The organism is Pseudomonas sp. Emmai (genome assembly GCF_055179735.1).
This window is the reverse complement of the sequence record NZ_CM143685.1, coordinates 2,974,425-2,986,505: the sequence shown is the minus strand read 5'-3', so window position 1 is coordinate 2,986,505 and position 12,081 is coordinate 2,974,425. Positions and strand designations below refer to the sequence as shown.

Annotated in this window: 11 protein-coding genes and 1 pseudogene; 4 read left to right on the top strand and 8 right to left on the bottom strand. The window is 58.3% G+C overall.

Annotated features, from left to right (window positions below):
- The first annotated feature begins 806 nt into the window (after nt 1–806).
- From ACY4LX_RS13700 to ACY4LX_RS13690, 3 genes are all read left to right on the top strand, one after another.
- A complete protein-coding gene (locus ACY4LX_RS13700) occupies nt 807–1,436 on the top strand; it encodes a hypothetical protein (RefSeq protein WP_463260592.1) in 630 nt (209 codons plus the stop codon).
- A gap of 95 nt (nt 1,437–1,531) precedes the next feature.
- The gene (locus tag ACY4LX_RS13695) at nt 1,532–2,218 is read left to right on the top strand and encodes a hypothetical protein (protein ID WP_463260213.1); all 687 of its coding nucleotides are present in this window, start codon (nt 1,532–1,534) and stop codon (nt 2,216–2,218) included.
- Between the two features lie 121 nt (nt 2,219–2,339).
- A complete protein-coding gene (locus ACY4LX_RS13690) occupies nt 2,340–4,202 on the top strand; it encodes a hypothetical protein (protein ID WP_463260212.1) in 1,863 nt (620 codons plus the stop codon).
- A gap of 46 nt (nt 4,203–4,248) precedes the next feature.
- On the opposite strand, the gene ACY4LX_RS13685 is transcribed toward ACY4LX_RS13690, so the two are convergent.
- Both ACY4LX_RS13685 and ACY4LX_RS13680 read right to left on the bottom strand, forming a co-directional pair.
- On the bottom strand, nt 4,249–4,665 hold the full coding sequence (locus tag ACY4LX_RS13685) for a hypothetical protein (protein ID WP_463260211.1): 417 nt from the start codon (nt 4,663–4,665) through the stop codon (nt 4,249–4,251).
- 118 nt (nt 4,666–4,783) lie between these two features.
- Nucleotides 4,784–4,987, bottom strand: a pseudogene (locus tag ACY4LX_RS13680) (hypothetical protein); the annotation flags it as partial.
- Between the two features lie 44 nt (nt 4,988–5,031).
- On the opposite strand from ACY4LX_RS13680, the gene ACY4LX_RS13675 reads away from it, so the two are divergent.
- Nucleotides 5,032–6,057 carry a hypothetical protein gene (locus tag ACY4LX_RS13675; RefSeq protein ID WP_463260210.1) on the top strand — a complete coding sequence of 342 codons (1,026 nt, stop codon included), beginning with the start codon at nt 5,032–5,034 and terminating at the stop codon, nt 6,055–6,057.
- 51 nt (nt 6,058–6,108) lie between these two features.
- Here ACY4LX_RS13675 and ACY4LX_RS13670 read toward each other — a convergent pair whose 3' ends face one another.
- The 6 genes from ACY4LX_RS13670 to ACY4LX_RS13645 all read right to left on the bottom strand — a co-directional run bounded on the left by ACY4LX_RS13670 (nt 6,109) and on the right by ACY4LX_RS13645 (nt 12,021).
- Entirely contained in the window at nt 6,109–6,933 is an 825-nt protein-coding gene (locus tag ACY4LX_RS13670; protein ID WP_149658664.1) for a VanW family protein, read from the bottom strand.
- Nucleotides 6,934–7,351: 418 nt separating this feature from the next.
- Nucleotides 7,352–7,519: a hypothetical protein gene (locus ACY4LX_RS13665; protein WP_166655970.1), complete on the bottom strand. Its 168-nt coding sequence runs from the start codon at nt 7,517–7,519 to the stop codon at nt 7,352–7,354.
- Nucleotides 7,520–7,529: 10 nt separating this feature from the next.
- Nucleotides 7,530–7,772, bottom strand: a complete 243-nt coding sequence (locus ACY4LX_RS13660; protein ID WP_149658665.1) for a hypothetical protein — start codon at nt 7,770–7,772, stop codon at nt 7,530–7,532.
- 62 nt (nt 7,773–7,834) lie between these two features.
- Nucleotides 7,835–8,890, bottom strand: coding sequence for a lipocalin-like domain-containing protein (locus ACY4LX_RS13655; protein ID WP_463260209.1), 1,056 nt, complete (start codon nt 8,888–8,890; stop codon nt 7,835–7,837).
- Nucleotides 8,880–11,351 carry an ABC transporter permease gene (locus ACY4LX_RS13650; protein WP_463260591.1) on the bottom strand — a complete coding sequence of 824 codons (2,472 nt, stop codon included), beginning with the start codon at nt 11,349–11,351 and terminating at the stop codon, nt 8,880–8,882. The genes ACY4LX_RS13655 and ACY4LX_RS13650 overlap by 11 nt, the downstream gene beginning before the upstream one ends.
- A 1-nt stretch (nt 11,352) precedes the next feature.
- Nucleotides 11,353–12,021 carry an ABC transporter ATP-binding protein gene (locus tag ACY4LX_RS13645; RefSeq protein ID WP_463260208.1) on the bottom strand — a complete coding sequence of 223 codons (669 nt, stop codon included), beginning with the start codon at nt 12,019–12,021 and terminating at the stop codon, nt 11,353–11,355.
- Nucleotides 12,022–12,081 lie beyond the last annotated feature (60 nt).

The window sequence follows — 12,081 nt, the reverse complement described above, 5'->3', positions numbered from 1 at the left end:
AACTGCCCCAGAGAAACGTTGGTGCCGCCAGTGGTCCAAACCCCTGTCGCCCGAACAATGGTCCCAGCGCTCTCCAGAGCTGGAACAGGCTATCCGCCAGCGACAGGCCGAGTTGAAAGCCGATAACCGCCAAGAATCAGCCACGACCTCAATCACGCCGGTAACCGCAAGGGATTGGCACACTAAAACACTGAGTTCCCTCTATGTCCGTACAAATGGATACCCCATACGCTGCCAGTGCCTATCGCAGCAACAGTCATGAACCTTTGCCACCGCCAAAATGGGCAGAAGATGCCAATCGCTCAGGGAGCTTTGACACCCATCTCGCCTTTGGTCATTACGCCAATTTGGAGCCGGCGATGGAGACTACTACCCAGTTTCAAGGTGAAGAGCACACGCGCTATCTACAGCAGCAGAAACTCGGAAAAAAAGAAGAAATTTACTGCGATGCTAAAAGTTGGCGCTTTCAAAACTCAAGCAAGGTCCCACATCTATTATTCTTACTAAAACTGATGAGTTTTCCTTTCATCTGGGTCGTTTGGGGAACTTGGATTTTGAGCTCGCTTCTACCCGGATTGGAGGTAGCGAAGTATCTGCGAGATTCGTCGCTACTACTCTTGGTAGTGGTATTTCTTCTTTTATCATTAGGCTCATTAACTCTTTATATGACAGGAAAAAAAATAGTTCACCACGTACAGATTATTGGTTTTATTGTTTGCGCCGGAATCGTGCTTGGAATGACAGGTTCATTATGGGGCCATAATAAACTGCAAGTAGCGCTATGGGTCGGTGCCTTTCTCTACTTCATGGGTGCCATCGGTTTTGATTGCCTACTCTGGCTCCACAGCAAAATCACCACCCACGACGGAAGCGAATTCAACCGCATCGACGGCATGCTCCGCTTCAAACGCCGTTTCCGCCGCCTCTTCGTTGCGCCGTTCGAAGAATTCGACCCATTGCTACAACTGCTTCCCAGCGGTTATGGCTCCCACGACTATGCCCTATGGCTGCATCACCGCTACACCGACACCAAGATTTGCCTGGCCAACAAAGTCCACGCCTTGGGCCTCGACCAACCGAATGCACTGGCCTTCTGGGATTGCCTGCAACGTTACATGGACGTCACCCAACCACTGCCGGACCTGCCAGTGCTGGAGCAAAGTCGCCACCTCGATCCGGTAACTGCGGCCAACGATGCTAAAACGGGCCGTAATCCGAGACGCTGGCGCGACCAGTCGGAAAAGGGCTGGCTGGCCACGGGTCTCAAGCAGTTGACTCAACAGTTGCAGCAATACCCTTGGCAACAACACCCCTGCATCATCAAGGCTCGGATTGATCCTTCTCTGAGCATCGAAGCTTACTACCGCGCTCAGGAAGCTAAAGGTATTCACTCGACACCGAAGGCCGATGACTTTGATGATGTTCATCGTGGTTGAACGTAAAGCTTGAGAGAGGTTGCACAATGCGCACCCTTTCGACGTAAAACACACAAAGCAAAACCAGGAAGCTTCCCCTACAAGGACCAGTAAGCATGTTGAAACCCATAATCCCCTTGATCCTGGCAGCCACCGCCTTCAACGCCCAGGCAGATATCCAGGTCCAGATCTCCCCAATCCCCGAACAACTGAAAAACCTGAAGCCAGTTGCCATCGCGGAAAGCAGCTTGGAAGAACGGAAACGGCTCGACCAAATCGAAGCAATAGTCCAACGCTTCAATCTAAAAATTGAAGAGAAGTTCATCTACACGGGCAAAGAACCATCCACCCCATTCCTGGGAGTTCTGGATGTCGTCTACAAAGTTTATCCAGAAGAAGCCCAGTTGCAGGTGGTCAAACTCGACATCCCAAAAGGGTACGCACGTGTCTACCCAGTCAGCCCCGAAGATATCCAGCCTTATTCAAGTTTCGCGGCGAGCCCGCTCGATACCCGGATTGCCAACAATATCCTGAGTCCCGGCGCATCCGCAGCCCGATCCAAAGCCTATTTCAAAGACTGGTACGACACTTATCAGTCGTCTCGGGTCAAGTTCGCCCGAAAGGTTGTAGCGAGTGATGCCTGTGAAACCGTCACGAGTGTCGAGCTCTACAGTTTCAACGGGGATGTGTTCACTGCGTTCTGTGGCAATGGCATGAAGTTCAATCAAACGCCGGCGGAGGTTGAAGCGGACAAGCCTATTGATCCCGCGATAAAAAATTGGGTGGTCAAGCGGCCACTGTGAGTTCGGAGCTCGTCGTCTTGAGCGTCAATTTCATTCAAATGGCAAAGCGCCTTCGCGCCGAGCTGTGCATTTTTATATGTCTGTGCGGTAAGCCCATTAGACATGTGTCAGGGAGACAACCATGAAGCATTCGATACGACGCCGACACTGCGCCCTCTTTAGCGCGATCCTGCTGTCAACCTGCTCCGCCGCCTGGGCGGTGCCGGCGGATCAGGCAAAAGCTCGGCCACCCAGTCCAGCTCAATTGATGCACGAGGCACAACGCCTGAGCAACGAGAAATCACTGGCAGAGGCTACGGTCGCCGCCCGCGCGGCGATGGAGGCAGGCCGCAAGGGCAGCGCCATGGATTACACGGATCTCGAGGCGGGCGCCTTGCTCGTCGATCTGCTGCATCAGCAAGGGCGATACGACGAAGCCCGGAAAGCCGCCGAAGAGCAGATCGCGTATTGGGAGCGGCAAGCAGCCGCTGTCGGGTCGACAAGCAGGCACGACACCCGCATCACGAGCATGCTGGGCGTGGCGATCGAGGCAAGCATGATGGCGGGTGAACGAGCAGAAGTTACGCGCCTGGAGGAAAAGCTTTTCGCTGTGGTGAACCCCGGGCCTGGTCTATGGCGCTTGTCGCCGGACGAGCCGCGCTTGCATTACGAACTGGCTGACTTCTCGACGCCACTCCTGGTGGAGCAGTGGAAGCTGGCGAAGTTTGAGCCCGCAGAAAAACGCGATGACGCCACCCAACTCCTCTACACGCAGACGTTGGCGAACGGCCGCCTGAGCGCGGAGATTTCGCTGGTTTACGACGAAGCACAACGCAAGTACACGGCATCGCAACGCCAGGATTGGCTCAAACCCTATCAGGAGCAGCCTAAGCGTCGAGCATTTGCATCGGCGATGCCCGACCTCCCCTTCGCCGACCTGACCGCCGCAAAAATGGGAAGCCCAGAACAGTGTGACGGCGAGCAATGCATCAATATTCGCTGGACGGCGCTACGCGGCGAGTGGCGTATGGACATTGATGTGATGTTCAGATCAGGCGACGAAGCCCAAGCCGTTGAGCAAATGCACAAGTTGTTCGCGGCACTGAAATGGCAAAGCGCACCAACGCTGTTCCGCGAACGCACGATGGCCGAACAGACCCAAGACATGGATTCAACCTGGGAGCTTCCGGGTGGCTGGTCGAAGGCTGCTGAGCTCGCGAAAAAGGCGCTGCCCGACGCCTTTTTCCCGGATGAAGTTGCGCGAGTGCAGACACTTATCGGCGTGTCGCAGTACCGGCACGGCGACTTCGACGCCGCTCGCCACTCGCTGGGTTTGGCCCTACCTGCCTGGGAGAATGGCTCTTCCTATCTACCCCTCTATCGCACTGCGCTGGATTACGCAGCGGACATCGCCTACCGCCAGGGCAGAACTCAGGAGGCCATCGCCCTGAACCGGAAGCTCATCGAATGGCAGCAAAGTGATGCGACGCTCGGCTGGGGAACACCGAAGGATGAAAATGCGCTGGTGAACAGCTGGAAAGGCATTCACCTGCCCTTGCGCGTGGGCGACTACCGTTTGAGAACGGACACGGAAAATCGTTTCTACTACGAAAACTTGCAAACAGGGGCACAGCTTGGCCTCACCGTGGATTCGGCTCAGACATCGGACGAACAACTTGAGTCGTTGCTGCGCGCCTTCATGGTGAAAAAGCTGGGGCTACAAGCCGCAGATATGCGCAAGACGAAGTTTTCACCCAAATCGGCCGAACCCGGAAAGTCGCAAGCAACCGGGCAAATATGGGAGTTCGATGTGACGAAGCTGCCTGGCGAACAAGATGCTGTGCCTGAAGACTTCGTGGCAGGCATTCAGCGCAAGACGCCCACGAAGATGGCGTTCTGGATTGTGGACCGTGAGGGGGTACGGTCGCTGCTACGGGCGCCAATCATGGAGGGTGGGCAATCCGGGAAAGAGGCGAATCAGATTGCGCAGGCGTTGTCCTGGTAGGGTTGGAGACCAACCTGCCCCAATGGCAGGCTGGCAAGCCCAGGTCTCAAGACGCTGCTGGTGCCACAACCGGGGATTCCTTGGGGTCTAGATTGACCATCAGCGACTTGGTCGCATTTCTAATCATCGGCCCCAACACCAGGTTGCTGCCGACCATCACCACCACGGCCACCAGCACCAGGCCATCGGACTGCAGAACACCGAGGAACGTACCGCCGAACACACACACCGCCAGCAAGCCGCTGATCATCAGGGCCAACATCAGGGGTTTGGCCGGGTTGCCGAAACCCAGGAAGCGTTGTTTTTCCGAGGCCGAGATCATCAGTTCGGCCTTGCAGCCCTTGCACGCAATGGGCTGGTCTTCACGCAACAACTTCTGCTGTTTGTTGCCGATGGGGAATTCTTTTTCGCAGGCGTTGCAGTGGACTTTCATGCCAATGATGTTTGTGCGAGAGGCGCTCATCTTGATCCTTAAGATTGGGGGGAAACCATTGCCGCCGATACCTGTACGGTGCGCGGCGGCGGATTGTTGCATGTTTGAGCAAGACCAACAGGGCAATCTGTCGCCTGCATCGCGGTTCCTAGCCCGGCTGATCACCGATGCAATCAGGCAGATTGGGGCCGATCTCGATCATGGCCGCGGTCACCGTGGGGAAGTCGCGCCACCCCCAACTCAGAGGCCCGCCAGCATTGACCAGGTCATAGATCTCGCTTTGCCCAATCAGTTGGCCCGTACGATGATCATACAGGCGAAAAAAAGCCGGAATTTCCCAGCGGACAAACCAATGGACCAGTAAAACCGGATCACCACCCAGCAAAGGAATGACCCTTGTTTACCATCGCACGCCCCCTCGCCCTGTTTTTGGCGTTGTCCGTTTCTCTTGATGCCGCGGCATTGTCACTTCATTCAGAAAAGCGTGCCGACGGCACCACCGTGCTGCAGCTCTCCAACGCGCCTGCCGCTGCGCGGCCGCCTCAGCTCAATGAAGATCCGGCCGTACGCGCGGCATTGGTTGATTTCATCGGTTACGCCACCGGCAGCTACACCCTCGACGGCAGTTTGATCGTGTCGCAGATACTCGATGCCCTCGATTCGGAGTTCACGATATTTGAGGAAGGCGTGCCGGCCGGGCGTACGATGCTGACCGCCATGGATGACGGTAACCACGGCGACGAGCGCGCCGCGTTGTTGTTGGATGAAAACGGGCAGTTGATCGCAGTGGGGTTGGTCAATGGGCATTGCACCGTCAAATCCCGTACGGAGACGTTGTCCTGCAACCCGGGTCCCGAAACCGTATTGACGATTTTCCAGGCCAAAGGCGCGAAAAAGAGCGACGCGGACCCGATGATTGTCTGGAGCAAACAGTTGCCGCCGCTGGTCGCGTATTGGGCTGAAAGCGAAGATCCGGAAACACGCGCCAAGGCGCAGAAGATCGGCTCGGTCGAGTACATCACCACGGACCCGAAAAAACCGTCCTGGACGACCTCGCAATTGCCGTCCGACCTTCCGAAGGCGATGCTCCCACTGCTGCCGACGAACTCCTTTCTCTCGGGCGTCGGCGCCGATGGGTTTTACATTTCGCCCGGTATCAAAGGCTCCCCGATGGAGGGTGAGTTCGACCAGATTGACGGCCGTCCCATGCATGAGTTCGAGGTCATGTTGCACACCTATATGCCGTTCGCCGACGTGCTGAGGTTTTACAAACAGCGCGCCAAGGGTGCCGAGTTACAGGCCAATGATGAAAAGGCACGGGTTGACGGCGTTGCGGGCGGCGGCACCTACAAAATCGACATCCGGGATAAAGAGGATGAAGGCACCGCCATCACTTTCACTGCCTGGAGAAAAGAGGTCTGATCTTTAACTGATAAAGATAAAAAAACGGGCGCTCCTGAGATCGCCCGTTTTTTATATTACAACCGGTATATCAACTAACGCGTCATCCACCGCGTACTTGACCACCACCCTATTTCGATAAAGACATTCACTCTTCACCAACTGACTGTCTTGCCCTTTGGTGCGTACATCCCGCCATATTTCGTTCTCTCGAAACACCCGGCCACCGTCGCGCACAAACCGATGTTCCCGTTGATAAACGTGATACCGGTACTCCCGAATCTGGTCACACAACAACTCCCCTTCCAATTGTTGTTCGCCGACATTCAGTTTCAACTGAAAATGCCGATCCGTCGGGTTGTACAACACCAAATCAACATAGTTATAAAAAATCGCCGCCCCGGAGCCGAAGGGCAGTACCCGCCCTTCATCGGGAAAAGGATCAAAGCTGTGATTTGAGCGCTCAACCACCACCAGCGGCGAGTGAATCGCCATCCAGTGAATCAGGTTGCTCAATTGGCAGATCCCGCCACCGACGCCCGTGCGTGCCTCTCCGAAGGATAATTCCATGCCTTCGACATACCCGCGCTGGCGAGTCGGTCGACCCACCAACCGGCAAAAAGAAAAATACTCACCAGGGGCAATGACAACGCCATTGACCGAAGCCACGGCGAGTTTCAGGTTAATGACTTTGTTATGTTGCAGTGCAATATCGGAGTTGCCCAGTTTACGAATCAGTTTTGAGGTGTGTTTGAGGTAGCGATATGGCAAGCGGGTGCTGTCCAGCGACACGGTGTATGTCTTGCGGGAGAAGCGCCAGGCCAATTGGCGGAACAGTCGTTTTTGCCACACGCGCAGCCAATAGAGGGCCGGGTGGTAGAGGGAGAGTGGTTTCATCCGTGTCAGATCGGCGGCTGCCGTTTTCTTCCTTGAGTAAAAAGCCGCGCATCTTAACGTATTGCTGCAAGTGCGTGTCGCACTAAAAGAAGGTGTTCGCCCAGTGTAATGGCCTGGCAATCCATGCACCGGTAAAGAGCCCTGACACTGGGCGAACGAAAGGCATATTAATAGAAGTTGATGAAGATGTCCGCACACACATACATGAAATTTTATGTATACAACTTGGGTGGATATTTATCGGATATCAAACTTACAAACACCAAACTCACCAACTGGAACGTTAAGCTGATTATTCTTATACAAGAGTCATACAAGAATATTCAGTTTATGTAGAGCTAATACTCAACTCTCGTGCTGGCGGGTCACTTTCAGTGGTATCGATGTAAGTGACGACAACGACGACCATTGCTGCGGATCAGGGCGTGTTCGCCGTTTCTTGCGCAGTGGATTCGCCGCTGTCGGTGCCCTTGCTGTTTTCCTTGCGCTTGTTCGGGTCGGTGGGGCGCAGGGCGTCGTTGTCGCGCTCGGTTTCACCGGGTGGCCGGGGTTCGTCGGGGTGTTCGGATTCGGTAATGGGTTTCATGGGGGGCTCCTCAGGCTTCAGGGTCGTCGACTTCCCGGGCGACGTTGACGGCGGGCGAATCCTTGTGGGATTGCTCGGCCTTGGCTTTCAGGGTTTGCCATTGCTCGAGGTCGATGGCGCCCTGCCCGAGCAAGTCGTCGGCCACCCGCAGCAGGTCGCTGTAGTGGGCGTCGGGGGATTGCTGCCAGTAGGCCTTGTCGTCGAACAGACGTTGCCAAGTGGCAAGATCCGGGGGCTTGAGGTCGTCGCTCATGGCGGACTCCAGTGAACGGGCTTCATAACGTAGGAGGACGTCGTTGCGGCGAGAGTTCCGATTCAATAACCGGTCATTTCCAGATACCCCTGCCCCGCATGACTGCCGCTCAAGCGCACCGGCCCTTCCCAATACGGAATGCGCAAATCCATCCACGCATTCGGGTTCAATGCGCTGATGCTGATATCGAGGTGTTTGCCGGGGATTTTTATCGACCAACGCACAGGCATTGATCGGCCGGCAACCTTGGCGGTGTCCCCGGGTGTGAGGCTGATGTCGTCGCCCTGCAACAACTGCGTTTTCCCTTGGGCATCAATCCAGGTGCCCGTCAAAAAAGGCGCGCCGTCCTTTTGCCGCATGCGGTAGAGCATTACCTGTTCGCCGCTGTCCAGGTGCAGGGAAAACCAGTCCCAGCCAGTTTGATTGGCCGTGAGGGGTTGGCTGCTCCATTCGCGGTCGAGCCAGGCGGGGCCGCTGACGGTGTAGGTTTTGCCATCTACCTCCAGTGAACCATTGGCCTGGAAAAACGGCTGGCTGTAGTAATACGAGGCCTGGCCTTGCTCGGACTTTTGACTGAAACCCTGATCCCCTTGAAGCACCAGCGGACCGGTTGACGTCAGCCGCAATTGATAGCTGAACCCCTTGTCCCGTGCGCTGAGTTGCAGATCGGTCATAGGACCGCTGAACTGCCAATCATCGATCCAGGCCTTGAACGGCGCCGCGTTCACACCCGCCTGGCCCACGCCGCCCCGCGCATAGCGTTCGGCAGCGTGATGCACCGTCGCCGAAGTGACCGCCGCGTGCCCGAGCCAGATCGTCGGGTTGCTCCAGCCCGCCACTTCGGGCGTAGCGTTCAAGGCGCTGCGAAACAACGTCCATTGCACGCCAAACTCGTTGCCTTGCGCGTCCTTGAGATTGGCGGTGACGTACCACCACTCGATACGAAACCCATCATGCGGCCCATGATCTGCCGGAAAACTGAACACTCGACCCGGCACCACCGGCGTAAACGCGGACGCCTCGCCGCCCATCCCGGCGAAGCCTTTTTCATCGGGTGCCGAGTTATCGCAACCGCTCAATAGTGCCAAAACCAACCACAGCGCGGCCTTAATCCTCATGGGCAAACGTCCTCAGCAAGTCCGCCGGCCGGGTGCGGTACAAGGTGTACAACGGCCACGCCGACGCCAGCAGCGTGGCGAGCAACGCCAGCCCCATCAACTGCAACAGTTGCAGCGGGAATACCCGCAACGGCAGGCGCCAACCGAAGGCCTGGACGTTGATTACCGTGTCCAGGCACCAGGCCAGCGCGATGCCCAACGGCAGCGCCATGACCAGCGTCAACAGCGCCAGCAGCCAGGTTTGCCCGAGGTTGAGCAGCATCAGTTGCCGTCGTGTGACGCCCAGCGCCCACAGCGGCGCGAGTTGGCCGAGGCGGCTCTGGCTCTGGGTCAGCAGACTGATGAACAGCGCGACGCCGGCCACGCCGAGGGTCAAGCTGTTGAGCGCGGCGGTGGCGGCGAAGGTGCGTTCGAACACTTGGGTCGACCAACCCTTGAGCCGCGCCTGATCGACGATGCGATTGTCGTCCAACGCGAAGCGGTTTTGCAGTGCAACAAGGAACGCCGGAGTCGCCGCCGGGTCGATGCGCAGGTTAAAACGGTTCGGCGTGAGTTGCGGCCAGCCGCGCAGCAGGTGATTGACGTTGACCAGCACGTGGCCCTTGGGATTGCCATAGTCGGCGTAGATCCCGACCACCCGCGGCGCCCACGAACCATTCGGCGTCGGGATCGTCAGGTGATCGCCCAACTGCACCTTCAAGCGCCGTGCCAGTTGTTCGCTGAGCATCACCGTGTCGTCTTTGGTCAGGCGCTCCCACGGGTTGTCGCCCACCGCTTCCAGCAGCGGCCAGTGCTGGCGGTAGTTCGGGTGGTCGATCACGCCGTAGACGTCCGCCGGCCAACCTTGCAACTGGATCGACACTTGCCAGCTCGGCAACACGGCAGTGACTTGTGGTTGTTGTTTGAGCCAGGTGTGCAGCTCCCGGGCCTGGGCCGGGTTTTGCGGGTTGAGATAGAGCTCGGCGGTCAGGCGTTGTTCGAGCCAGTCACTGAAGGTCTGGCGGAAGCCGGCGGTCATGCTGCCGGCACCGATGTTCGCCGCCAGCGCCAACAGCAGCGCCATCAGCGCCAGGCTCAGGGCCGGCAGTTGCTGGCGGCAATCGGCGAGAAACCATTGGCCGAGCACCGTACGACTGCGATGCAGCACCAGGTTGAGCACGGCGTTGAGCAACACCGGCAATGCCAGTGCTGCGCCAAGCAGCAACGCGGCCATCAGCACAAAACCGCTGGCCAGGCTGTCGCCCCAGATCAACGCCAGCAGTGCGATCACCGCCGCCAATGCGGCGACCCAACCCTGGCGCCGCAACCATCGCGCATGAGCCTGATGCCAGGCTTGCGGATTGGCCAGCGCCAGCAACGGCAAACGCGCCGCGCGCAACAGGCTGTTGGCGCCCGCCAGTAACGCGCCGAGCAAACTCAGGCCGACGCCGCTGAGCCACCACCACGGACTCAAGCTCAACTGCCCCGCCACCTCGGCGCCGTACAACCCGCGCAGGCTGGCGGCGACGTCCGGTAACAGCACACTCGCCAGTAGATAACCGCTGGCGACGCCGACGATGCCACCGATCAGCGCCAACCCACCCAACTCGACAGCGAGGCAGCCGATCAACATCCGCGCACTGACCCCGCAGGCGCGCAGGGTCCGGAGCAACCCCCGGCGTTGTTCCAGTGCCAGGCCGATCGCCGCATGCACGATAAACAGGCCGACCACGAAGGACAGAAAACCCAGGGCATCGAGGTTCAGGTGAAAGCTTTCGGTCAGGCGCGCGAGGTTGTTTTCTTCGCCGCTGGTCTTGAGCTGGAGCTGGCCTTTGAATTGATCGGGTAAGGTCGCGGAAAAATCCTTGGGCAACAACAGGCGCGACAGTTGATCCGGCTGGCCGAGGATTCGCTGGGCGAAGCCAATGTCGACCAGCAACACACCCGGTGCCATGTCCGGCTGGGCATGCAGCGGCGGCAAGGTCTGCCCGCTTTCGGCAACCGGTGATTCACCTTCATGCAACCCCAAAGCCTGCAAGGTCTGCGGGGCAATCCAGGTACGGCCCGGCGGGCTGAAAAACTCGACAATGCGTTCCATCGCCAGCGCCTGCCCTGCCACCGCCGAACCGGCGGGCAACGACACCGGTTCGATACCCATCAGTTGCAAGCGTTGATCATCGTGGCCCTTGAGCGTCAGCCGGCCTTGCAGCACCGGCGATACCGGCCAGCCCGCCCGCCGCAAGTCGACAAACAGTTGCTGAGAGAACACGCCGCCACTGGGCGCACTGAGGCTGGCCTGGGGTTCGCCGCCGATCAACTGACTGGCCTTGGCATAACTTTCCCGCGCCTGACTGTTCAGCGCCTGCACCCCCGTCAGCAAACTGGTGGCCAGCCACAACCCGGTCAGCACACTGAAAAACTGCACCGGATGCTGACGCCAATGGCTCAACAGCGCGCGCAAGGTTTCGCGAAAGACCCGCACCTCAGCGCACGTCCGCTTCAGCCAGACGACCATGATGCAGCACCACTTTCTCCGCCAGCCGCGCCGCCACCCGTGGACTGTGAGTGACCATCAATAACGTCGTGGGCGTGTCGTCGAGCAGCTCCAGCAACAAGTTCAACACCTCATCGCTGGTGGCTTCGTCGAGGCTGCCGGTGGGTTCATCCGCCAGCAGCAGTTTCGGTTGCGAAGCCAGCGCCCGGCCGAGAGCAACCCGCTGCTGCTGGCCGCCGGACAACTGCTCCGGGTAACGCTTGAGCAAATCACTCAAGCCCAGGCGCCGCACCAGATGCGCCTGCCAACGCGCATCGTGGCGCCCGGCGAGGCGCGCCTGGAACGCCAGGTTGTCCTCCACCCGCAAGCTGCCGATCAGGTTGAACTGCTGGAACACCAGGCCGATTTCCGTGCGCCGCCAGTTTGCCAACTGCCCTTCGTTCATCTGCTCCAACCGGTGCTCGCCGCTGCGGATGCTGCCGCTGTCGACCTTGTCCAGCCCGGCGATCAGGTGCAGCAAGGTGCTTTTGCCACTGCCCGACTCGCCCATCAGCGCCAGGCTGCTGCCGGGTTTCAAGGTGAGGTCGATACCTTGCAGCACCGGCAATGGACCTTGCGGGGTGGCGTAGCTTTTGAAGACGCCCTGGACCTGAAGCATGGGAGAACCTGATTGATGAGCGTGAGGCAAGGATAGCGGACGCCCGATTCAACACGTAGC